The sequence below is a fragment of the Cupriavidus sp. CER-90 genome, from assembly GCF_057652055.1.
Map to the genome: position 1 here is coordinate 1,001,716 of NZ_JBYGYM010000002.1, position 22,273 is coordinate 1,023,988.

Below are 22,273 nucleotides of genomic sequence, written 5' to 3' on the forward strand. Positions count from 1 at the left end.
CGTGGGAAACCGATTGACCATCGCCTTCTCTAATATTCCTGTCGGGATCACGCTGCCCGCCAGGCCTTGTGGGGACTAGGGCGAGATCCGAAGCCGACGACGATCAGACGCTATCGGGATCACGCGCCCGATGTGACGGAACTATTAACCCCATCGGCCCTCTAAGTTAGCACTCGTCCGGTTCGAGTGCTAATATGCGTTGCAATGCGGTGTCCTTCCGGGACACACCGGCAACCCACCGCCGGATGCGAAAGGAGTCATAGTGAACGCAGTCCTGTCTGCCGATCAAAACCAAGTTTCCCGCCGTCTGCCGACGGCGCCCCAGAGTGCTGCCGCGAACAGCCTTGCGCTGACGTTTCCGGGCACGCTGGGCAATCTGGATAGCTATATCCAGGCGGTCCATCGCATTCCGCTGCTTACCCCCGAGGAAGAGCTGAGGCTGGCCCGCGACCTGCGCGACAACGATTCCGTCGATGCCGCCCGCCGCCTGGTGATGTCGCACCTGCGCCTGGTCGTGTCGATCGCCCGCCAGTACCTGGGCTACGGCCTGCCGCACGCCGATCTGATCCAGGAAGGCAATATCGGTCTGATGAAGGCCGTGAAACGCTTCGACCCCGAGCAGGGCGTGCGCCTGGTGTCGTACGCGATGCACTGGATCAAGGCCGAGATCCACGAATACGTGCTGAAGAACTGGCGCATGGTCAAGGTGGCCACCACCAAGGCCCAGCGCAAGCTGTTCTTCAACCTGCGCAGCCACAAGCAGGGTGCGCATACCTTCACGCCCGAGCAGATCGAAGCCGTTGCGCGCGAGCTGAACGTGAAGCCCGAGGAAGTGATGGAGATGGAAACCCGCATGTCGGGCGGCGATATGGCGCTGGAAGGCCAGATCGACGATGGCGAGGAAGAATTCGCCCCCATCGCCTACCTTGCGGACAACCACAACGAGCCGACCAAGGTCATCGAGGCCAAGCACAACGACCGGCTGCAGGTGGAAGGGCTGGAAGAAGCGCTGAGCAAGCTCGACCCGCGCAGCCGCCGCATCATCGAGGCGCGCTGGCTGGACGTGAACGACGACGGCTCGGGCGGCTCCACGCTGCATGAGCTGGCCGACGAATTCGGCGTGTCGGCCGAGCGGATCCGCCAGATCGAGACGGCCGCGATGAAGAAGATGAAGGGTGCGCTGGCGGCATTTGCCTAAGCCGCGCCCGTGCGGTAACGCGGAACGCAACAAGCGCAACAATAAGCGCAACAATGAAGAGGCCGGTCGATTGACCGGCCTTTTTGTTTGCCCGGGCGTTCCGGCAGCGCCGCCGCGCGCCCGGCACGTCCATCAGGACATCAGGACATCAGCGCCTTCAGGTCGTGGGCGATCGGCTCCGGACCCTGGCCGTGGCGGATGAACAGCCGCAGCTGGCCGTTCTGGTCGAATACGTAGCTGCCGGCCGAGTGATCCATCGTGTAGTTGTTCGGCGACGAACCGGGCACCTTGGCGTAATATACCTTGAAGTCCTTGGTCACCTGCTTGAGCGCGGCCTCGTCAGCCGGGCGCAGGCCCAGGAAGCGCGCGTCGAAGGCCGGCACGTACTGGCCCAGCAGCGCGCCGGTATCGCGGTCCGGGTCCACCGTGACGAACAGCACCTGCACCTTGTCGGCATCGGGGCCCAGCTGCTCCATCACCTGCTTGAGCTCGACCATGGTGGTCGGGCAGACGTCCGGGCAATGCGTGTAGCCGAAGAACATCAGCACCACCTTGCCCTTGAAGTCGCCCAGCGTGCGGGTCTTGCCGGCGGGGTCCTGCAGCGCGAAATCCTTGCCGAAGTCGCTGGCGCCCGAGATATCGACGTTCTTGAACGACGGCTTCGGCTGGCCGCAGGCGGCCAGGAGCGCGGTGCACAGGGCGAGCAGGCAAAAGCGGCGAAATGTGGCGAAAAAGCCAGAGGCGGAGGTCGGCATGCGTCGGAGCGATGGGAAGCAAGATACGCCCGGAAGTATCGCCGATCACGCCGGCCGTGGACTCCGGGCGCGGCAAGATGCCGCAGGCAGACCGATCAGACCTGCGGCACGAACTTGAAGTAGTGATCCACCAGCAGCGCCGCGAACAGCAGCGACAGGTACAGGATCGAATAGCGGAAGGTGCGCTGCGCGAGCTGGTCCGAGTAGTTGCGGAACAGCTTCCAGGCGTAGCCCAGGAACACCAGGCCCAGCGCCAGCGCGGCCACCAGGTAGATGACGCCGCTCATACCGTAGACGAACGGCAGCAGCGTGGCGGCGATCATCACCAGCGTGTACAGCAGGATATGCAGCAGCGTGTAGCGCTCGCCGTGGGTAATGGGCAGCATCGGCAGGCCGGACTTGGCATAGTCCGCGCGGCGATACAGCGCCAGCGCCCAGAAGTGCGGCGGCGTCCACGTGAAGATGATCAGCACCAGGAACCAGGCCTCGGCCGGCACGGTGCCCGCCACCGCGGCCCAGCCCAGCGCCGGCGGCATGGCGCCCGACAGCCCGCCGATCACGATGTTCTGGGGCGTGGCCGGCTTCAGCAGGATCGTGTAGACCACCGCGTAGCCCAGGAACGTGGCGAAGGTCAGCCACATCGTCAGGTCGTTGGCGAACACGTGCAGCAGCCACATGCCCGCGCCACCAAGGATGGCCGAGAAGATCAGCGTCTGGGTGGTGGTGATCTCGCCGGTGGCGGACGGACGCCAGGCCGTGCGGCGCATCAGCGCGTCGATCTTCTGTTCCACCAGGCAGTTGATGGCGAAGGCCGCGCCGGCCAGCAGCCAGATACCGGCGGCGCCGCCGATCAGGACCGACCAGGGCACCATGCCCGGCGTGGCCAGGAACATGCCGATGACCGAGCAGAACACGGCCAGTTGCGTCACGCGCGGCTTGGTCAGTGCGGCGTATTGGCGGGCCAGGTGACGAATCCGGCCCACGGAAGAGTGGGGGTGGGTAGCGGTAACCACGGGGGGCATCTTGTCCTTCATGTGGCGCGCGCCGCGATGGCGGACTGGGCGGCGGCGCCTGCGGAGCGGGTCGCGAGGCCGATATTGTAGTTGAGACGGAGCAACAGCATCAGCAACAGGGCTGCTCCGCCGTTATGTGCCACCGCCGCCACCAGCGGCCAGTCGAACACGATGTTCGACATCCCGGTGGCCAGTTGCAGCGCCAGCACGGCCAGCAGCCACTTGCCGTGCCGCGCCAGCCCTTCCAGCCGGCGGGCGCGCAGGCCGAACCACAGCAGGTAGCCCAGCACCACGAACGCAAAGCCGCGATGCACCCAGTGGATGGCTACCAGCGCCGCGTGCGGGATGTAGTCGCCATCGGCGGTCATCCCCAGCTGGCGCCACAGCGTGAAGCCATGGCGGAAGTCCATCTCGGGCACCAGCTGGCCGTTGCAGAGCGGGAAGTCGGTACAGGCCAGCACCGCGTAGTTGGTGCTGACCCAGCCGCCCAGGAAGATCTGGACCCCCAGCAGCACGATGGCCAGCAGCCCCGCCCGGCGCAGCGACGCCGCCTGGGGCGCCACCGCGTGCGGCTGGTCGTTGCGCGAGCCAAGCCAGATCAGCGATGCCAGCAGCAGCATGGCCAGCATCAGATGCGTGACCACGATGATCGGCTGCAGCTTCATGGTGACCGTCAGCATGCCGAAGGCACCCTGCACGCAGACCAGCACGAACACGCCCGTGGCAAACCATGGCGACTGCCTGAGTTCGCGCCGCTTCACCCAGGCCAGCACCGTCAGCGAGATGATCAGCACGCCCACTGCCATGGCGAAATAGCGATGGATCATCTCGATCCAGGCCTTGACCAGCGTAACCGGGCCGCTCGGCAGCGCCGTCTCGGCCGCGCGGATCGGCTCCATCGCCGCATGCGGGTTCGAATGGCCATAGCAACCCGGCCAGTCCGGGCAGCCCAGGCCCGAGTCGGTCAGCCGCGTAAAGCTGCCGAACATGATCAGGTCCAGCGTCAGAAACGCCGTGATCCACACGAGCTTGCGATATTTGTCACGGCTGCCGCGCACCATCACATAGGACAGTGGCAGCAGGGCGATCAGGATGCCGATGATGGCGAGCTGGAGCAGCATTTGGGTACAGCCGGTAATTCAATGAAAAAACGATCGGGATGGATCGGTCGGTGCGCCAGGATGGTTCCGGCGCGCGTCAGCCGATGCGCGAATACTTGAGCAGCTTCTTCAGGTCGCCGCTCACCTTCTTCGGGTCGGGGTCCTTCGGCCAGCGCATCATCAGATTACCCAGCGGATCGACCAGGAACAGCGTGTCCTCGACGCGGCCGCCTTCCTGGGCCGGCAGCCATTGCGCGATGGCCGCACGGTCCATGCGCAGGAAGCGCACGCCGGCATAGGGTTCGTTGTAGGCGGTAGATAGCCGATCGTCCACTTTACCGGCGTCCTGGATCAGCCAGACCGGCACGATCCGCTCGCGGTCCTCGCCCTGCCCCGCGCGGATCTGGCGCATCGTGAACAGCTTGCGCGCGCAGGCTTCGTCGCAGGCGGACGGATCGGTCATCAGCATCAGCCACTTGCCGCGCATCGACGTCAGCGGCACGGCCTCGCCGCGCTCGTTGACCAGTTCGACCGCCGGCATCGGGCGCTGCGGGTCCACCAGCGCGCCATAGTTGGTGCTGCCGCCGGTCGGCTTGATCACGTAATAGGTGAAATACGAGAACAGCACCGGCGATGCGCACACCAGCAGCAGCATCAGCATTTGCAGACGGCCACGGCGCGTGCGGGCATCGATGCGGGGGTCGGGCGTGGCCGAGGGATCTTGCTGCGGCATGGAGGATGTCTGTACGTTCATCGTTCGATCAATCTGATCACTCTCGGGTCATTCGGTGGCCGTGGCCGGTCCGGCCTCGCGCCGGGCACGGCGCCACCCCAGCACGGCCACCAGCACCACGGTCAGCGCGGCCAGGCCGAACCACTGCGCGGCGTAGCCATAGTGGCGGTCGGCGCCGGAATCGGCGGGCGCCCAGTCGCGCGCCAGGCCATCGCCCGTATCGCTCGACTGTTCCAGCACCACTGGCAGCAGTGGCGTACCGATCTCACGCGCATACGCGGCAAGGTCGATATTCTGACGTATCTTGCGGCCGGCTTCCGCGGCGGGGTCCTGGCCGAGGCTGTACACGCGCGGCACGGCGGCCAGCGCGGTGCCTTCGACGGTGACCTCGCCGGCCGGCGTCGGGAAAGGCGCGATGCGCGTGCGGTCCTGCGCGTCGCGTGGCAGCCAGCCGCGCAGCACCAGCACCTGCCCGCCAGTGGCCAGCCGCAGCGGCGTCAGCACCAGAAATCCGGCGCGGCTGTCGGTGCCGTTGCCATGCGACCGGTTGTCCAGCAGCACGGTGCGGCTGTCGTCGAAGCTGCCGCGTGCGCGCACGTGGCGATCCACCAACGCCGCCGGGTCGGCCTGCCCTGCGGTCAGTTCGACCGGCGCCTGGGCCGCTGCCGCCGCCAGCCGCGCGGCGCGGCTGGTCTTCTCGTGCGCGCGGCCCAGTTGCCAGTTGCCCAGCGCGCAGGTCACCCCGATCACCACCAGCGCGGCAATCATCGGCACCGCGCCCGGCGCGCGCCACCGCCTGCGGGTCGTCACGGGTTTCCTCCGGCGGCGGCGATGCCATAATGGGCGCTTGCCGAAAAGAGCCCCCACATGCGCTTTGTCATCATCGTCGCCTTTATCCTGATCATCGGCAGCCTGGCGTCCGCGCTGTTCTTCATGATGCGCGACCGTGGCCGCACGCCCAACATGATGCGCTCGCTGATGCTGCGCGTCGGCTTCTCGATCGCACTGTTCCTGTTCATCCTGTTCTCGCACTGGATGGGCTGGATCCAGAGCACCGGCATCCACATGTCCCCCTGAGCCGTCCGGATGCCAAACAAAAAGCGCCGCTGAGACCGACCTCACGCGGCGCTTTTCGTTTGTGGCTGGCTTCGCGCTCCCGCCGCGCGGCAGAGCGGCTGGGGGAGCGCGCAGCCACCACCCGGCGTTACAACCAGTACACGACCACGTACAGGCCCAGCCAGACCACGTCCACGAAGTGCCAGTACCAGGCGGCGCCTTCGAACGCGAAGTGGTGGTCCGGCGTGAAGTGGCCCTTGAGCACGCGGCCCAGCACCACCGCCAGCATGATCGCGCCCATCGTCACGTGAAAGCCGTGGAAGCCCGTGAGCAGGAAGAACGTCGAACCATAGACACCCGACGTGAGCTTCAGGTTCAGCTCGTGGTAGGCGTGCATGTATTCGTAGACCTGCAGGCACATGAAGATCGCGCCCAGCAGGATGGTCAGCACCAGGCCCTGGATCAGCTGGTTGCGCTTGCCGGCCAGCAGCGCGTGGTGCGCCCAGGTCAGCGTCACGCCCGAGGTCAGCAGCAGCGCCGTGTTGATCGTCGGGATCGGCCACGGGCCCATGGTCTGGAAGGTTTCCACGGTGCCCGCCGGGCCGGTGTTCGGCCACACGGCCGAGAAGTCCGGCCAGATGATCTTGTTGTTCAGGTCGCCCAGCCACGGCATGGCGATGGTGCGCGCGTAGAACAGCGCACCGAAGAACGCCGCGAAGAACATCACCTCCGAGAAGATGAACCAGCCCATCGACCAGCGGAACGACACGTCGATGTTCTTGCCATACAGCCCGCCCTCGGATTCGCCGATGGCGTCGCCGAACCAGCTCTTGAGCACGAACAGGAACCAGATCAGCCCGAAGCCGCACAGGTACGGCGCCCACGGCTGCCCGTTGACCCAACCGGCCGCTCCCGCGCCGGTCATCAGCAGGCCGAACGCCGCCGTGATCGGATGGCGCGACGGGCCCGGCACGAAGTAGTACGGGGCGTTTGCGCGATTCGCACTCATTCTTCTATCTCCAGCTCAAAGTCTCGATTCATGTTATCCGCCCGTCCGGCCCCGACATCTGGCCGGCGGCGTGCTCGCTTTGTATCTGCTGCCCTGCTATGCCTGGCTGACCACGACGCGCACGATGGCGATCAATACCGCCACGAACACCGCTGCCGCAATCAGCCCGGCGATGATCACATGCACCGGGTTCAGGCGCGCCATGTCGGATTCATGCTCCGACCCCTTGCGCAGCCCGATGAACGACCACAGCACCGCGCGCACCGTCTGTACGAATGACGCCTTGCGATGCACCGGATCGTCCGTCGCCATGCCCAGCCTCCTCAGCTGCCCTGCCGCGTTGCCGTCACCCCGGCTTCCGGGGCCTGCGCCACCGGCGTGCCGATCTCGAAGAACGTGTACGACAGCGTGATGACCTTCACATCCTTCGGCAGCTTCGGATCGACCACGAAGACCACCGGCATCTCGCGCGCCTCGTTCGCCTTGAGCGTCTGCTGCTTGAAGCAGAAGCACTCCACCTTCTTGAAATACTCCGTGGCCTGCTTGGGCGCGTAGCTCGGGATCGCCTGCGCCGAAATGTCGCGCGACTGGCCATTGGCCACTTCGTAGACGATCGTCGTCAGCTCGCCCGGGTGCACCTCCATCGAATGCCTGACCGGCCGGAATGCAAACGGGCCGCGCGCATTCGAATCGAACTCCACGGTAATCGTGCGGGTCGTGTCGACCTGGGTATTTTTTACCGCCGCGCCGGCGCCATACAGGTCGCGCGTGGTCACCACGTTCAGCCCGGTGATGTCGCAGATCGCCTTGTACAGCGGCACCAGCGCGTAGCCAAAGCCGAACATCAGCGTCACCACGACCAGCAGCCGCATCATCATGCCGCGGTTGAAACGCTTTTCGAGGGCTTTGTCCTGCGCGTCCACTGCCTTGTCTCCGGCTATTTGCCTTGTTCTTATCGGATCAGCCGCCCAGGAACTTCATCTTGGCGACAAATCCCAGGAAAAAAACCAGCGCCACCGACAACAGGATCCAACCCAGGCGCCGGTTGGCGGCTTTCTGGCTGGCCTGGCGTTCCAGCTGCGACGGGCTTTTTGCTGAGGGCTGCATGATTCGGATCTCGCTGGCCGGACGCCCGTGGGCATCCGGCCGATTGGCACGACTTCGCACGACTTCGTAAAACTACGACGTCCCTGCGCTTACTTCACCACCGGCGGCTCTTCGAAGGTGTGGAACGGGGCCGGCGACGGCACGGTCCACTCCAGGCCTTCGGCGCCATCCCACGGCTTGTCGCCGGCGGCCTGGCCGCCACGGTACGACGGCAGCACCACCGCGAAGAAGAAGTACACCTGCATCAGGCCGAAGCCCAGTGCGCCCAGCGACGCCACGGCGTTGAAGTCCGTGAACTGGGTGGGGTAATCGGCATAGCGACGCGGCATGCCGGCCAGGCCCAGGAAGTGCATCGGGAAGAAGGTCACGTTGAAGAAGATCAGCGAGCCCCAGAAATGGATCTTGCCGCGCATCTCGTCGTACATGAACCCGCTCCACTTCGGCCCCCAGTAGTAGAAGCCCGCGAACAGCGCGAACAGCGAGCCTGCCACCAGCACGTAGTGGAAGTGCGCCACGATGAAGTACGTGTCCTGCAGCTGGATGTCGATCGGGGCGACGGCCGGCATCAGGCCCGTGAAACCGCCGATCGTGAACACGAAGATGAAGCCGATCGCGAACAGCATCGGGGTCTCGAACGTCATCGAGCCGCGCCACATCGTGGCAATCCAGTTGAAGATCTTCACGGCCGTGGGCACCGCGATCAGCATCGTCGCGTACATGAAGAACAGCTGGCCCGTCACCGGCATGCCCGTGGTGAACATGTGGTGGGCCCAGACGATGAACGACAGGATGGCGATCGACGCCGTGGCGTACACCATCGAGCTGTAGCCGAACAGGCGCTTGCGCGCGAAGGCCGGCACCACGTGCGAGATGATGCCGAACGCCGGCAGGATCATGATGTACACCTCGGGGTGCCCGAAGAACCAGAAGATGTGCTGGTACATCACCGGGTCACCGCCGCCGGCGGCCGAGAAGAAGCTCGTGCCGAAGTGGCGGTCGGTCAGCACCATCGTGATGGCGCCAGCCAGCACCGGCATCACGGCGATCAGCAGGTAGGCGGTGATCAGCCACGTCCAGCAGAACATCGGCATCTTCATCAGCGTCATGCCGGGGGCGCGCATGTTGAGGATGGTCACGATGATGTTGATCGAGCCCATGATCGACGACGCGCCCATGATGTGCATGGCGAAGATGGCCATGTCCATGCCCGGGCCCATCTGCACCGACAGCGGCGCGTAGAGCGTCCAGCCCGCGGCGGTGGCGCCGCCCGGTGCGAAGAACGAGCCCACCAGCAGCAGCGCGGCCGGCGGCATCAGCCAGAAGCTGAAGTTGTTCATGCGCGCGAACGCCATGTCCGAGGCGCCGATCTGCAGCGGGATCATCCAGTTCGCAAAGCCCACGAACGCCGGCATGATCGCGCCGAACACCATGATCAGGCCGTGCATCGTGGTGAACTGGTTGAACAGTTCGGGGCGGAAGAACTGCAGGCCCGGCTCGAACAGCTCCAGGCGGATCAGCAGTGCCAGCGCGCCGCCCGACAGCAGCATCGTGAACGAGAACAGCAGGTACAGCGTGCCGATGTCCTTGTGGTTGGTCGCGAACAGCCAGCGGCGCCAGCCATGCGGATGATCGTGCGCGTGATCGTCATGGCCGTGACCATGGTCGTGATCGTGCGCGTGGTCGTGCGGATGGCCCAGTGTCTCCGGGGTAGCGGTACTCATCGCAATGACTCCATCAATTCCTGAATGCGGGGCTGCCGCGGGTCAGCCTGCGACGCGGTTGCCCGCGAGGCTGGCCTGCTTGTCGTGGGTCGGCGTGGCGGCCTTCCTGGGGGCCGTGTCGCCGGCTGCGGCCTGTGCGCCGCCACCTTCCGGGAACTTGCCGGCGCGGGCTTGCGAGAAGTCCGCCGGCTGGATCACTTCGCCGGTCTTGTTGCTCCAGCTGTTACGCGTGTACGTCATGACCGCGGCCAGCTCGGTATCCGAGAGCTGCTTCCACGACGGCATGCCGCCCTTGCCTTCCAGCAGGATGTGCATCTGGCCGGCCTTCGGGCCGTTGACGACCTTCGAGCCGTCCAGCGCCGGGAACGCGCCCGCACCCTTGCCGGTCGGCTGGTGGCAGACCGCGCAGTTGGCGGCGTAGACCTTCTCGCCGCGCACCTTGATCTCGTCGAGCGTCCAGGTCTTGTTGGGATCGTCGGCGGCCGCGGCCATCAGCTTCTTCTTGTCGTCGACCCACTTGGCGTATTCGCCATCGGACACCACGCGCACCACGATCGGCATGAACGCGTGCTCCTTGCCGCACAGCTCGGCGCACTGGCCACGGTAGACGCCGGTCTTCTCGGCGCGGAACCACGTGTCGCGCACGAAGCCCGGGATCGCATCCTGCTTGACGCCGAACGCCGGGATCATCCAGGCGTGGATCACGTCATTGGCGGTCGTGACGATGCGGATCTTCTTGTTGACGGGCACCACCAGCTCGTTGTCCACCTCCATCAGGTAGGTGTTCGACTTTTCCTGCTGGTTGTTGATCTGCTCGCGCGGCGTGGTCAACGTGGACACGAACGAGATGCCCTCGCCCTGGCCCTTGAGGTAGTCGTACCCCCATTTCCACTGGTAGCCGGTGGCCTTGATCGTGATGTCGGAGTTCGTGGTGTCCTTCATCGCCACCACGGTCTTGGTCGCCGGCAGCGCCATGGCGATCACGATCAGGAACGGCACGATGGTCCAGACCACTTCCACGGTGATGCTCTCGTGGAACGAGGCCGACTTCGCGCCCTTGCTCTTGCGATGCTTGAAGATGGAATAGAACATCACGCCGAACACGGCGATGAAGATCACCGTGCAGATGATCAGCATCATCCAGTTCAGCCAGTGAATCTGTTCGGCGATCTTTGTAACGGGTTCGGCCAGGTTCAGCTGCCGGACGGCTGGGCCACCCGGCATGTCACTGACCGCGGAGGCCGCCTGGCTGACAAGCAGGGACGTGCCTGCAAGACATGCTGCGGATGCCTTCTTCCACATTTTCATTGTTTATCTACCCAATTTACAGATTCAAATCTGTCCCCGCCCTGCCCCGCAGCACGTCCGGTCCGGACGTCATGCAGGGCCGCCGCGAGTTCCTGCGCGAACTTGCGCCGCCGGTGCGGGTCCAGATACGACCCCACCCGCACGGTGCGCTTGCCCGACCGCAGAACCACGAGCGCCCGGAACGATTCACCCAGTTCAATCCGCACCCACTGTGGATTGAAGACTTCCCGCGTGACCCGACTGGCGCTGGCTGTCTCCACGACCAGCATGCCGTCGGTCACACTCACGCGTTCATGATCCGTCGCATGGCGCGCATACGCCAGCAGGGCAATCCCCAGCCCGGTCAATTCCAGGCCAGCAAACGGCAGCACGAGCCAGGCCCCATGCCACACGGTCAGAAACGCCGCGATGGCAATGGAAAAACATGCGATGGAGAAGTAGAACCAGCCGACCTGGCGCGGAGAGAGCGAACAATTCCGCTTCATCAGCCAGTCGTTGGCCGGCAAGGGGGTACGTCCGCCGGGATTTCCGCCGGAGTCACCTACTGCCGTCTGGAATGCGATACCCAAGTCTTGCATCGCCAACCACTCTGCATCGGATGCACGCCCGGGACGAAATCCGCCCCAGGAGCGCACGTGCGGAGTGCCTTCCAGGAACGTTCTTGTGCCAGGGGACCACTGCGACAAACCGGCCCATTATATGGCGCTTCGCATACTCGAACAACATAGGATTTGACCGAAGTGCTTGCCATCGGCACAAATTTGTGCATGAGCTTTTTAGCCCCGATAGGCAACACAAACGGCAAGCCCCGATTGTCGGGCAACCGTCCTGCTGGCGCGCTTCAGCGGCGCGCCTGGGCGCGGCCGATCTTGTCGACGGGGATGATCGCGCGGCCCTGATCGTCGGTGGCCTGTTTGCCGCGGGCCGGGATTTTCCATGCATGGCCGTAGACAATCTCGAACGTCAGCGGGATCACGCCATCCTCGTTGCGCATGCGATGCAGGGCGGCAATCACGGCGCGGAGCCACTTGCGCCCGCGCAGCCCGACCGGGCCCGGCCGGCGCATGCCGCCGAAGGCGCGCACTTCGTCCAGCAGCTTTTCGGGCGATTCGTAGGTGACGGTCAGCGTCTCCATGTCCATCACGGGCGTGGACCAGCCGCTGTGCACGAGCATGTCGCCGATGTCGTGCATGTCGACGAAGCGCAGCGTGTGCGCGTCGACGTCCACGTCGGCAAATGCGGCTCGCAATTCCTTCAAGGTGTCGGGGCCAAACAACGAGAACATGACGAGCCCGTCGTCGGCGGTGACCCGATGCCATTCCGGGAACACGCGGTGCGGCTCGGGATGCCAGTGCAGCGCCAGGTTCGACCACAGCAGGTCGAAGCTGGCCGCGCCAAAGGGCAGTGTGGCAAGATCGCCCTGCACCAGGTCGAACATCGGGCGCTTGCCCAGCAGGCGCCCCACCCAGCCGGGCCGGCGCTGTGGGTCTCGCCCGGCGGCCTGCTGCAGCATCGCGCCGGAGATATCGATCCCGGCAATCTGCGCATCGGGAAACCGCGCGCGCAAACCCGCCAGACCCTGGCCATGGCCGCAGCCGATATCGAGCGCGCGGCCCGGCGACAGCTTGACCACTTCCATCCGCTCCTGCATGCGCTGGCCTATCTCGCCAAGCAGGAAATCGAGCTGGCCGAAGCGCGGGCTACGGCGATCGAAGGCAAGCCGGGTCAGCCGCGCGGGCGGCAACCAGGCATCTGGGGAGTCGGAGGCATGCAGGGACACGGACAGGCGAGGCAGCAAGGGTCGAATCAGCAGGTGCGGCAAAGTGTCGCACCCTCGGAGACCGCACGGGGCGGGCCGGCGGAAGTATACGCGCCAGGACCCATGCGTGCCCGAAGGGTCTTTGCCGGACCGGCCGCGCGGTTGTGGCGCGCGCTGTTGCCATCGGCCTGCCTGGTCTGTGCCGCCGTGCAGCGCGACGTGGTGTGCGCCGCTTGCGCCGATGCGTTGACGCGGCCCGTATCGCGCTGCCCCCGCTGTGCCACGCCGGGCAGCCACGGCGCCTGCGGGCTGTGCGCGGACGACGATCCGCTCGATGCCACGCTGACGCTCGGCGACTACGCCGCACCGTTCGACCAACTGATCCTCCAGCTGAAATTTGGCGGCCGGCTGCCCGCTGCGGGATGGATCGCCGACCGCCTGGCCACGGTGGCCGGCACCGGCCGCGCCCGCCACAGTCTTCCGGACCTGCTGGTGCCGATTCCGCTGTCACCGGCCCGCCTGGCAGAACGCGGCTTCAACCAGGCGTGGGAAATCGCCCGCCCGCTGGCGCGTCACCTGGGCATCCGCGCATCGGCCACGCTGCTGTCGCGTCGTCGCGACACCCTCAGCCAGCGCACGCTGGACCTGGCCGCGCGCCACGCCAATTTGCGACAGGCGTTCGTCGTCAGCCACAACACGTCGCCGCGCGGGCTGCATGTCGGCCTGATCGACGATGTGATGACCACTGGCGCCACGTTGCGCGAAGCCGCCCGGGTGCTGAAAGCGCACGGTGCGGCCCGCGTCACCGCACTGGTGGCCTTGCGCACGCCGTGACACGACGCGGCGCACGCGGTAAGCTGCGCTCCGGTTTTTTGCTGCCATCCCATGTTCAACGTCGTCCTTGTCGAACCCGAAATCCCGCCGAATACCGGCAATGTGATCCGCCTGTGCGCCAATACGGGCGCGCAGCTGCATCTGGTCAAACCGCTGGGATTTCCGCTGGAAGACGCGCGCATGCGGCGCGCGGGACTGGACTATCACGAATACGCGACGATGCGCGTGCACGAAAGCTGGGACGCGCTGATGGCCGCCGAACAGCCCGACCCCACCCGCATGTTCGCGCTGACCACGCACGGCTCCACGCCGTTCGGCCAGGTCAGCTTCCAGCCGGGCGACTGGTTCGTGTTCGGATCGGAAACGCGCGGCCTGGCGCCCGAGCGGCGCGAGTGGTTTCCCGCCGCGCAGCGCATCCGCCTGCCGATGCGCCCCAACAACCGCAGCCTCAACCTGTCGAACACGGTCGCCGTGGTCGTATTCGAGGCCTGGCGCCAGAACGGCTTCGCGGGCGGCGCCTGAGCGCGCCCACGCCAGACGCGTCCGGCGTCAGTCCTCCGGCTGCACGTTGGCGGTGCGGATCACCTTGTCCCAGCGTGCCTTCTCGCTGACCATCGTCTGCCGCAGCGATGCCGGCGCCGTACCGGCCGGCACGAAATACTGCGCACGCATCTTGTCGCGCACGTCGGCGCTGCCGATGATCGTCACCAGTTCGCGATACAGTCGGTCCACGATCGGCGCCGGCGTCCCGGCCGGTGCAAGGATTGCCTGCCACGAGATCGCCTCGAAGCCCGGATAGCCCGACTCCGCCACCGTCGGCACCGAAGGCAGCAAGCCGGTGCGCCCCGACGACGTCACCGCCAGCAGCCGCAGCTTGCCGGCCGTCACAAGCGGCATGGCAATCGCCGGCACCATGAAGCCCGCCTGCACCTGGCCGCCGACGATTGCCGTCGTGATCTGCGGAAATCCCGCATAGGGCACGTGCTGCAGGTCGATGCCGGCCATCGCCTTGAGCTGCTCCATCGCCAGATGCGCCGCGCTGCCGTTACCGACTGATCCATAGTTCATCACGCCCGGCTTCGACTTCGCCAGCGCCACGAACTCGCGCAGGCTGTGTACGGGCAGCCGGGCATCGATGACCAGCACATTGGGCGACGTGGCCACCAGCGTCACCGGCGCCAGCTGCTTCATCGGGTCATAGCTCAAATGGCGATACAGCGACGGCGCCGTCACCAGCGGGCCATTGATCGTGAACAGCAGCGTGTAGCCGTCGGGCGCGGCCTTGGCCACCAGCCCCGTGCCGATATTGCCGCCCGCGCCGGGCCGGTTCTCGACCACCACGGCCTGTCCCAGCACGGCAGCCAGCTTCTCGGTGACGATACGGGCGATCAGATCCGGCGACGAGCCGGCCGGAAACGGCACGATCATGCGGATCGGCCTGGCTGGCCAGGTGTCGGCCTGCGCGAGCGCGGGCCACGCGAGCGCGGCGGCGCAGGTGGTCAGGGCCTGAAGTACCCGGCGGCGAGTGAATATGTCCATGCGGTTCTCGATGTGCTGGCGGCCGTTCCATCCCTCGATGCGTTACTCGTCCCGCGCGTCGCGCTGCAGCAAGTGGTCCACGGCATCGGCCGCCGGCAAGCCGTCGAACAGCACCGCGCACACCGCACGCGTGATCGGCATCTCCACGCCCTTGCGCGCGGCCAGGTCGGCCACCGCCCGCGCGCAGCGCACGCCTTCGGCCACGTGGCCCAGGTCATGCAGGATCTGTTCGAGCGTCTTGCCGCTGGCCAGTTGCTGGCCCACCTTGCGGTTGCGCGACAGGTCGCCCGTGGCGGTCAGGATCAGGTCGCCCATGCCCGCCAGACCCATGAAAGTCTCCATGCGGCCGCCCAGCGCCAGGCCCAGGCGCGTCATTTCGGCCAGGCCCCGCGTCACCAGCGCCGCGCGCGCATTGAGGCCCAGCCCCAGCCCGTCGCTGGCGCCCGTGGCGATGGCCAGCACGTTCTTGACCGCACCGCCGACCTCGACGCCGATCAGGTCGTCGCTGCCATAGATGCGCATCGCGTGATGGTGGAACGCCGTCTGGGCCAGATCCGCCAGCGCGTGCGTCGAGCCCGCCACGGTGAGCGCGCACGGCAATCCCTGCGCCACCTCCCTGGCAAAGCTCGGCCCGGTCAATACGCCGTATTCGATCTCGCCGGGCGCCACGCCCAGCGCGTCGAGTTCCTCGCGCACCATCTGGTGTGGCAGCGCGTGGGTATCGGCCTCGAAGCCCTTGCACAGCCACAGCATGGCCAGCGGTCCGCGGCGGCGCGCCGCCAGCCGGCGCGTCATCTCGCGCAGGCCCGATACCGGCGTGGCCACCACCAGCAGGCCCTGTGCGTCGGCCAGCGCATGGTCGACGGCGCGGTCGAAATCGGCTTCGCAGGCCAGCCGGGGCGACAGCGTCACGCCGGACAGGTAGGTCGCGTTGGTGCCCGTGGCGGCGATGCCGGCCAGCTGGTCCGCATCGCGCCCCCAGAGCACCACGTCGTGGCGGGTATTGGCGGCAGCGTGGCTGGCCAGAGCGGTGCCCCATGCTCCGGCGCCCAGGATGGTCAGTTTCATGGCAGATCGAGGATCGGGCCGCACGGATGCGCGGTCATGCAGACAGTATGGATGGCACGGGACCGTGGGCCATCAGAAAGCGCAAACGGGGCCGAAGCCCCGTTTTTGGTCCAATCCGGCCGTGGCGCGGATCAGTGGCGAGCCTGGCTGCCGTCCGGCAGCACGATGCCCGAGTCGCCGCCCTGGGCTTGCGCCTCTTCCATGGCAGCCTGCAGGCGTTGCTCGTACAGCGCCTGGAAGTTGATTTCCGACAGGTGGATGGCCTGGAAACCGGCACGCGTGATCACGTCGGCGATGTTGCCGCGCAGGTACGGGTACAGGATGGTCGGGCAGGCGATGCCCAGCAGCGGGTCCAGTTGCTCGGCCGGCACGTTGCGGATATCGAAGATGCCGGCCTGATGGGCTTCCACCAGGAATGCCACCTTGTCCTGCACCTTGGTCGTCACGGTGCCCGTCACCACCACTTCGAAAATGCCTTCCTGCAGCTGGGCCGCGCCGACGTTGACCTGCACTTCCACCGACGGGGCTTCCGATTCGAGGAAGATGGCCGGCGAGTTCGGCTGCTCGAGCGACATGTCCTTTAGGTACACGCGCTGGATGTTGAAGAAGGGCTGATCGTCCTGCTGGGTGGCTTGTTGCTGGTCGCTCATGAAAGGCTTCCGGATGAATCGGTTTGGGCGCGCGGCGCCATGCGCAGCCGGATGCCGAAGCCCCGGCGGCGGTTTGGAAAGCGCATATGGTACATGACGCCGATGGCGAATTCACCGTACCGCGGCATTATCAGATTTATCGCTTGATCTGCTGCAGCGCAGCGAAGCCGGCGCCCTGCACCCGGCCGCGAGCTTTTCCGGCCGGCTCAGGCGGCCAGCAGCGGGACGAGGCCGCCCTGGCGATCCAGCGCCGACAGGTCGTCGAAGCCGCCCACATGGGTTTCGTCGATATAGATCTGCGGCACGGTACGACGGCCCGTACGGGTCATCATTTCCTCACGCCGGCCAGGCTCGCGGTCGATCAGGATCTTCTCGATCGTTTCCACGCCACGCTGCTTGAGCAGGCGCTCGGCCATCTGGCAATAGGGGCACACAACCGTGCTGTACATGACGACGCGGGCCATGCGGATTCTCCTTGACTGAAAAAACAGCGGCGCGGACCGCCCATGGCAGTACCGCGCCGCGTGCTGCATGTTGAATGCGGCTGTTGTATTACTTGATCACCGGCAGGCCGGCCTGCTGCCACGCAGCCATGCCGCCTTCCAGCGCATAGACCTCACTGTAACCGGCTTCCTTGAGGGCTGCTTGCGCCTTGCTCGAACGCTGGCCGTTCTGGCACACCACGATGATGGGGACCGCCTTGTCCTTTGCAAGGCCGGCCGCGCGGTTGCCGATATCGGCAAGTGGCGCACTCTTGGCCTGGGGCAGATGGCCCTTGGCAAATTCGGCGGCGTCGCGGATGTCCACCACCACCGCGTTGCGCTTGTTGATCAGCTGCGTGGCGGCAGCCGTATTGACGCGCTTGCCGCCCGTGCCGGCCTTGATTTGCGGCCAGGCCAGCAGGCCGCCCGAGACCACGGCGATCGCGATCAGGGCCAGGTTGTTGTAATCGGCGAAGAAATTCACGTTGGCATTCCGTTGGGTTGGGTCGGCGGCATTATAAAATACGCGGTTTCGCGCCAGCGCCAATTATTTCGGGCGGCGCCTGCCACGCCCGGGCGTGACGCAGGCGCCGCGCGCCGCAGGTTACTCACTACCCTGGAAGCTGCAATGTACAAGCTCGTCCTCATCCGCCACGGCGAATCCACGTGGAATCTCGAAAACCGCTTCACCGGCTGGGTTGACGTCGACCTGACCGATACCGGCGTGGCGCAGGCCAAACAGGGCGGCCAGCTCCTGAAGGAAGCCGGCTTCACGTTCGATGTGGCCTACACGTCGGTGCTCAAGCGTGCCATCCGCACGCTCTGGCACGTCCAGGACGAAATGGACCTGATGTGGATTCCGGTACGCAACGAATGGCGCCTGAACGAACGCCACTACGGCGCCCTGGCCGGCCTGAACAAGGCCGAAACCGCGAAGAAGTATGGCGACGCGCAGGTGCTGGTGTGGCGCCGCAGCTACGACACGCCGCCGCCCGCGCTGGAGCCGACCGACGAACGCGCCTCGTTCAACGACCCGCGCTACGCCAATGTGCCGCGCGAGCAGGTGCCGCTGACCGAATGCCTGAAGGATACGGTCGCCCGCGTCATGCCGCTGTGGAACGAATCCATCGCTCCCGACATCAAATCCGGCAAGCGCGTCGTGATTGCCGCCCACGGCAACAGCATTCGCGCGCTCGTGAAGTATCTGGATCAGATTTCGGATGACGATATCGTCGGCCTCAACATCCCCAATGGCACCCCGCTCGTCTACGAGCTGGACGCCGACTTGCGCCCCCTGCGCCACTACTACCTGGGCGACCAGGAAGCGATTGCCGCGTCGCTGGCCGCCGTGGCCAACCAGGGCAAGGCCCGCTGACCGCCGCCGGTGCGCGCACGCGCCGGCCCGGGCGGCATCCGGGTAGGCGCGCCAAGGCCCTGTGTGGGCGCCCCCACCATGGTGTGGTGGCCCGCAGGTCTTTTTCTGCGCACCCTCTTATACTGTCGGTCAATCCGCGCCGGGCGTAACCCGTCCGGCCAGGGATTTCCCTTTCGCATCATCCACAAAAGCTCAGGCAGCCCTCATGCGTAAGACGCTCAAGAACATTAGCCTCGTCTCAGTCGGCGTCGTCGCCGGCGTGCTGGCCACGCTGCAAATCTCGGCCACCGCGCAGAACAGCTCTGGGCCGCTGCCGCTCGACCAGTTGCGGCTGATGTCCGACATCTTCGGGCAGATCAAGCGCGAGTACGTGGAGCCGGTCGACGACAAGAAGCTGCTGACCGAAGCCATCAAGGGCATGGTCGCCAGCCTCGACCCGCACTCGGCCTACCTGGACGAGAAGGACTTCAAGGAACTGCAGGAAGGCACCCGCGGCCGCTTTGCCGGCCTGGGCATCGAGATTTCGCAGGAAGAAGGCCTGGTCAAGGTCATCAACCCGATCGAGGACACCCCCGCCTTCCGCGCCGGCATCCAGCCGGGCGACCTGATCACCCGTATCGACGACAAGCCCGTGCGCGGCCTGCCGCTGGAACAGGCGGTCAAGCGCATGCGTGGCGAGCCGGGCACCAAGGTCACGCTGACCATCTACCGCAAAAGCGAGGAACGCACGTTCCCGGTCTCGATCACGCGCGCCGAAATCCGCGTGCAGTCGGTCAAGACCAGGATGCTCGACAACAACACCATCGGCTGGGTGCGCCTGACGAGCTTCCAGGAACGCACCGTGTCCGACCTGGGCCGCCGCCTGAAGGACATGGCGGAGAAGAACCCGAACCTGAAGGGCATCGTCCTGGACCTGCGCAACAACGGCGGCGGCGTGCTGCAGGGCGCGGTGGGCGTGGCGGCAGCGTTCCTGCCGGACGACGCGACCGTGGTGTCCACCAACGGACAGGTGCCCGATGCCAAGCGCGTCTACAAGGCCACGTTCAACAACTACCGCCTGTCGTCGCTCGAGGACGATCCGCTCAAGGACCTGCCCGCGCAGTTCAAGAAGCTGCCGATGATCGTGCTGACCAACGCCTACTCGGCATCGGCCTCGGAAATCGTTGCCGGCGCGCTGCAGGACCACAAGCGCGCGCTGATCATGGGCAAGACCACGTTCGGCAAGGGTTCGGTGCAGACCGTGCGCCCGCTGACCAACGACACCGGCATCAAGCTGACGATTGCGTACTACTACACGCCGTCGGGCAAGTCGATCCAGGCCAAGGGCATCCGCCCGGACATCCCGGTCGACCAGAACCCGGAAGGCGATCCGGATGACGCACTGATCACGCGCGAGATCGACACCGAGCGCCACCTGCACAACAAGCAGGAGTCGGAAGAGCCGGAAATGAACGAGCGCGAACAGCGCCGCGTGGACGAGCTGCGCCGCCTGGAAGAGGAAAACGCGAAGAAGACGCCGGAAGAACGCGAGAAGGATCGCAAGAAGAAGCCGGTGGAATTCGGTTCGGCCGAGGACTTCATGCTCCAGCAGGCCATCGCCCAGCTCGACGGCAAGCCGGTGCAGAAGTCGAAATCGCGCCTGGAAGCCACGGGCACGGCCGGCAAGCCCGACACCAAGGAAGAAAAGGCAGGCAAGGCCCCGGCCAAGCCGGCCGCCAAGCCCGCTCCGGCTCCGGCCAAGCCCGCGCCTGCCAGCCAGCCGCCCGCGAGCGCGCCGATCGGCCAGCCGCTGGGCACGCCGACCGGTCAGAAGTAACGGATCCGCGCCGCCCGCCCCAGGCGCGCGGCGCGCTTTCCCCTCATCCTGCGGCCCGCGGCATGCCACCGTCGGGCCGTTTTTCATTTGCCGCCAAACCATGAACGACGATCAGCTGCTGCGCTATTCGCGCCATATCCTGCTGGATGAACTGGGCATCGAGGGCCAGGAGCGCCTGCTGGCGGGCCATGCGCTGGTGATCGGTGCCGGCGGCCTGGGGGCGGCCGCCCTGCCCTACCTGGCGTCGGCCGGCGTGGGCCGCATCACGATCGTCGACGACGACGATGTCGACCTGACCAACCTGCAGCGCCAGATCCTGCATACCACCGCCAACGTGGGGCGGCCCAAGGTGGAGTCCGCCCGGGAAGGGCTGCTGCGCATCAATCCGGACGTCGATATCCGGCTGGTGGCGCAACGCGTGGACGATGTGGAGCTTGATGCACTGGTGGCACAGGCCGATGTGGTGCTCGATTGCTGCGACAACTTCGCCACGCGCCAGGCCGTCAACCGGGCCTGCCTGAAGCATCGCCGGCCGCTGGTCTCGGGCGCGGCGCTGCGCTTCGACGGCCAGGTCAGCGTGTACGACCTGCGCGACCCCGCGGCGCCGTGCTACGGCTGCCTGTTTCCGCCATCGGAACCGGCCCCGGAAGCGGCCTGCGCCACGATGGGCGTGTTCGCGCCGCTGGTCGGCATGGTCGGCACCGTGCAGGCGGCCGAGGCGCTGAAGCTGCTGACCGGCGTGGGCGAAACGCTGGCCGGCCGGCTGCTGATGGTCAATGCGATGACGATGGAATGGACCACGATGCGCCTGGCGCGCACGCCCGGCTGCGAGGTCTGCGGACAGGCGCATTAGGGCCCGGCGACGCAGAACGGGCGCCGAACCGCGCAAGAACAAGGAAAAACGCAGGAATGTCGCCTGGAAATCTGGCGACCCGCGGTGGAGCCCCCTCCCCGCCGGGTCGCCTTTTTTTTTTGGCGCAATGTGACTGGATGGAGACAAGAATCCGAATGAGAAGGGTTACCAACCCGCTCCGCACCGGGGCGTGGCGCCATCCCGCGCCACGCGCTTGCCCAGCCGCGCCTGCCGTGATCGCTCAGGCCGCGACGGGGTCGGAAGCCAGCGCGCTTATTGCTCGCCCGGTTCCAGCTGCGACTGCAGGTAGTTCTGCAGGCCGACCTTGTCGATCAGGTCCAGCTGCGTCTCCAGGTACTCGATATGCTCTTCGGTGTCCGTGAGGATATCGACAAGGAGTTCGCGGCTGACGTAGTCGCCAACGGATTCACAGTACGCAATGCCTTCCTTGACCGTGGCGTGCGCGGTCTGCTCCAGCTTCAGGTCGCACTTGAGCATTTCAGGCGTGTCTTCGCCGATCAGCAGCTTGTGCAGGTCCTGCAGGTTGGGCAGCCCGTCGAGCATCAGGATGCGGTCGATCAGCCGATCGGCGTGCTTCATTTCGCCGATCGACTCCTTGTACTCGACATCACCGAGCTTCTTCAGGCCCCAGTGGCGGTACATGCGTGCGTGGAGGAAATACTGGTTGATCGCGGTCAGCTCGTTCTTGAGCTGGGCGTTCAGATGCTGGATGACCTTCTTGTCACCTTTCATTCGGGGCTCCTGATGCGGATGTTGCAGACAACAAACGGACCCGGCGAATGGACGAAGGCGACGAAATGCAGCGAGATGCAACGGTCGGGAACGACAAAACGCGCCGCGGACGAATCCGTGGGCGCGCTTTTCAATTCACGCGTT

At 65.9% G+C, this 22,273-nt stretch carries 26 protein-coding genes; 7 read left to right on the forward strand and 19 right to left on the reverse strand.

Going from position 1 to position 22,273, the window contains the following annotated elements:
- Nucleotides 1-262: 262 nt before the first annotated feature.
- Nucleotides 263-1,198, forward strand: a complete 936-nt coding sequence (rpoH, locus tag AC24R4_RS15115) for an RNA polymerase sigma factor RpoH (protein WP_400392107.1) — start codon at nucleotides 263-265, stop codon at nucleotides 1,196-1,198.
- Between the two features lie 140 nt (nucleotides 1,199-1,338).
- On the opposite strand, the gene AC24R4_RS15120 is transcribed toward rpoH, so the two are convergent.
- From AC24R4_RS15120 to AC24R4_RS15140, 5 genes are all read right to left on the reverse strand, one after another.
- A complete protein-coding gene (locus AC24R4_RS15120; protein WP_153949014.1) occupies nucleotides 1,339-1,953 on the reverse strand; it encodes an SCO family protein in 615 nt (204 codons plus the stop codon).
- Nucleotides 1,954-2,048: 95 nt separating this feature from the next.
- Nucleotides 2,049-2,975 (reverse strand): heme o synthase, encoded by a 927-nt coding sequence (gene cyoE, locus AC24R4_RS15125; RefSeq protein ID WP_194946565.1) that lies wholly within the window; start codon nucleotides 2,973-2,975, stop codon nucleotides 2,049-2,051.
- A gap of 8 nt (nucleotides 2,976-2,983) precedes the next feature.
- The gene (locus AC24R4_RS15130) at nucleotides 2,984-4,087 is read right to left on the reverse strand and encodes a COX15/CtaA family protein (protein ID WP_400392103.1); all 1,104 of its coding nucleotides are present in this window, start codon (nucleotides 4,085-4,087) and stop codon (nucleotides 2,984-2,986) included.
- A gap of 76 nt (nucleotides 4,088-4,163) precedes the next feature.
- A complete protein-coding gene (locus AC24R4_RS15135; protein WP_228771002.1) occupies nucleotides 4,164-4,799 on the reverse strand; it encodes an SCO family protein in 636 nt (211 codons plus the stop codon).
- Nucleotides 4,800-4,847: 48 nt separating this feature from the next.
- On the reverse strand, nucleotides 4,848-5,567 hold the full coding sequence (locus AC24R4_RS15140; RefSeq protein WP_487523960.1) for an SURF1 family protein: 720 nt from the start codon (nucleotides 5,565-5,567) through the stop codon (nucleotides 4,848-4,850).
- Between the two features lie 99 nt (nucleotides 5,568-5,666).
- Between AC24R4_RS15140 and AC24R4_RS15145 the strand changes: the two genes are divergently transcribed.
- Nucleotides 5,667-5,876, forward strand: a complete 210-nt coding sequence (locus AC24R4_RS15145) for a twin transmembrane helix small protein (RefSeq protein WP_092603143.1) — start codon at nucleotides 5,667-5,669, stop codon at nucleotides 5,874-5,876.
- Nucleotides 5,877-6,003: 127 nt separating this feature from the next.
- Here AC24R4_RS15145 and AC24R4_RS15150 read toward each other — a convergent pair whose 3' ends face one another.
- From AC24R4_RS15150 to AC24R4_RS15185, 8 genes are all read right to left on the reverse strand, one after another.
- Nucleotides 6,004-6,864: a cytochrome c oxidase subunit 3 gene (locus tag AC24R4_RS15150; protein ID WP_092603141.1), complete on the reverse strand. Its 861-nt coding sequence runs from the start codon at nucleotides 6,862-6,864 to the stop codon at nucleotides 6,004-6,006.
- A gap of 96 nt (nucleotides 6,865-6,960) precedes the next feature.
- Entirely contained in the window at nucleotides 6,961-7,176 is a 216-nt protein-coding gene (locus AC24R4_RS15155; RefSeq protein ID WP_092603139.1) for a DUF2970 domain-containing protein, read from the reverse strand.
- An 11-nt stretch (nucleotides 7,177-7,187) separates the two neighbouring features.
- The gene (locus AC24R4_RS15160; protein WP_400392095.1) at nucleotides 7,188-7,787 is read right to left on the reverse strand and encodes a cytochrome c oxidase assembly protein; all 600 of its coding nucleotides are present in this window, start codon (nucleotides 7,785-7,787) and stop codon (nucleotides 7,188-7,190) included.
- A gap of 37 nt (nucleotides 7,788-7,824) precedes the next feature.
- A complete protein-coding gene (locus AC24R4_RS15165; RefSeq protein ID WP_175460007.1) occupies nucleotides 7,825-7,971 on the reverse strand; it encodes a cytochrome oxidase small assembly protein in 147 nt (48 codons plus the stop codon).
- 89 nt (nucleotides 7,972-8,060) lie between these two features.
- On the reverse strand, nucleotides 8,061-9,692 hold the full coding sequence (gene ctaD / locus AC24R4_RS15170) for a cytochrome c oxidase subunit I (protein ID WP_092603135.1): 1,632 nt from the start codon (nucleotides 9,690-9,692) through the stop codon (nucleotides 8,061-8,063).
- Between the two features lie 42 nt (nucleotides 9,693-9,734).
- Nucleotides 9,735-11,000 carry a cytochrome c oxidase subunit II gene (coxB, locus tag AC24R4_RS15175; RefSeq protein ID WP_400392092.1) on the reverse strand — a complete coding sequence of 422 codons (1,266 nt, stop codon included), beginning with the start codon at nucleotides 10,998-11,000 and terminating at the stop codon, nucleotides 9,735-9,737.
- Nucleotides 10,997-11,578, reverse strand: coding sequence for a DUF2244 domain-containing protein (locus tag AC24R4_RS15180; protein WP_400392123.1), 582 nt, complete (start codon nucleotides 11,576-11,578; stop codon nucleotides 10,997-10,999). The genes coxB and AC24R4_RS15180 overlap by 4 nt, the downstream gene beginning before the upstream one ends.
- Nucleotides 11,579-11,841: 263 nt before the next feature.
- Nucleotides 11,842-12,780 (reverse strand): methyltransferase domain-containing protein, encoded by a 939-nt coding sequence (locus tag AC24R4_RS15185; protein ID WP_400392089.1) that lies wholly within the window; start codon nucleotides 12,778-12,780, stop codon nucleotides 11,842-11,844.
- A gap of 102 nt (nucleotides 12,781-12,882) precedes the next feature.
- On the opposite strand from AC24R4_RS15185, the gene AC24R4_RS15190 reads away from it, so the two are divergent.
- Nucleotides 12,883-13,593: a ComF family protein gene (locus tag AC24R4_RS15190; protein WP_487523316.1), complete on the forward strand. Its 711-nt coding sequence runs from the start codon at nucleotides 12,883-12,885 to the stop codon at nucleotides 13,591-13,593.
- Nucleotides 13,594-13,644: 51 nt separating this feature from the next.
- Nucleotides 13,645-14,115, forward strand: coding sequence for a tRNA (uridine(34)/cytosine(34)/5-carboxymethylaminomethyluridine(34)-2'-O)-methyltransferase TrmL (gene trmL / locus AC24R4_RS15195; protein WP_101679962.1), 471 nt, complete (start codon nucleotides 13,645-13,647; stop codon nucleotides 14,113-14,115).
- 27 nt (nucleotides 14,116-14,142) lie between these two features.
- Here trmL and AC24R4_RS15200 read toward each other — a convergent pair whose 3' ends face one another.
- The 5 genes from AC24R4_RS15200 to AC24R4_RS15220 form a co-directional block, all read right to left on the reverse strand.
- Nucleotides 14,143-15,126, reverse strand: a complete 984-nt coding sequence (locus AC24R4_RS15200; RefSeq protein ID WP_487523961.1) for a Bug family tripartite tricarboxylate transporter substrate binding protein — start codon at nucleotides 15,124-15,126, stop codon at nucleotides 14,143-14,145.
- A gap of 48 nt (nucleotides 15,127-15,174) precedes the next feature.
- A complete protein-coding gene (locus tag AC24R4_RS15205; protein WP_487523317.1) occupies nucleotides 15,175-16,200 on the reverse strand; it encodes an NAD(P)H-dependent glycerol-3-phosphate dehydrogenase in 1,026 nt (341 codons plus the stop codon).
- Between the two features lie 131 nt (nucleotides 16,201-16,331).
- The gene (gene secB / locus AC24R4_RS15210; RefSeq protein WP_066739790.1) at nucleotides 16,332-16,850 is read right to left on the reverse strand and encodes a protein-export chaperone SecB; all 519 of its coding nucleotides are present in this window, start codon (nucleotides 16,848-16,850) and stop codon (nucleotides 16,332-16,334) included.
- A 206-nt stretch (nucleotides 16,851-17,056) separates the two neighbouring features.
- Nucleotides 17,057-17,314 carry a glutaredoxin 3 gene (grxC, locus tag AC24R4_RS15215; RefSeq protein ID WP_066739793.1) on the reverse strand — a complete coding sequence of 86 codons (258 nt, stop codon included), beginning with the start codon at nucleotides 17,312-17,314 and terminating at the stop codon, nucleotides 17,057-17,059.
- An 88-nt stretch (nucleotides 17,315-17,402) separates the two neighbouring features.
- Complete coding sequence (locus AC24R4_RS15220; RefSeq protein ID WP_249640892.1) at nucleotides 17,403-17,816, reverse strand: rhodanese-like domain-containing protein; 414 nt, start codon at nucleotides 17,814-17,816, stop codon at nucleotides 17,403-17,405.
- 144 nt (nucleotides 17,817-17,960) lie between these two features.
- Between AC24R4_RS15220 and gpmA the strand changes: the two genes are divergently transcribed.
- From gpmA to AC24R4_RS15235, 3 genes are all read left to right on the forward strand, one after another.
- Complete coding sequence (gene gpmA, locus AC24R4_RS15225; protein ID WP_400392130.1) at nucleotides 17,961-18,707, forward strand: 2,3-diphosphoglycerate-dependent phosphoglycerate mutase; 747 nt, start codon at nucleotides 17,961-17,963, stop codon at nucleotides 18,705-18,707.
- 205 nt (nucleotides 18,708-18,912) lie between these two features.
- A complete protein-coding gene (locus AC24R4_RS15230; RefSeq protein ID WP_400392133.1) occupies nucleotides 18,913-20,523 on the forward strand; it encodes a S41 family peptidase in 1,611 nt (536 codons plus the stop codon).
- Nucleotides 20,524-20,623: 100 nt separating this feature from the next.
- A complete protein-coding gene (locus tag AC24R4_RS15235; RefSeq protein ID WP_400392136.1) occupies nucleotides 20,624-21,376 on the forward strand; it encodes a HesA/MoeB/ThiF family protein in 753 nt (250 codons plus the stop codon).
- Nucleotides 21,377-21,649: 273 nt separating this feature from the next.
- Here the strand turns inward: AC24R4_RS15235 and bfr are convergent, their stop codons facing one another.
- Entirely contained in the window at nucleotides 21,650-22,129 is a 480-nt protein-coding gene (gene bfr, locus AC24R4_RS15240; RefSeq protein ID WP_092603115.1) for a bacterioferritin, read from the reverse strand.
- Between the last annotated feature and the right edge of the window lie 144 nt (nucleotides 22,130-22,273).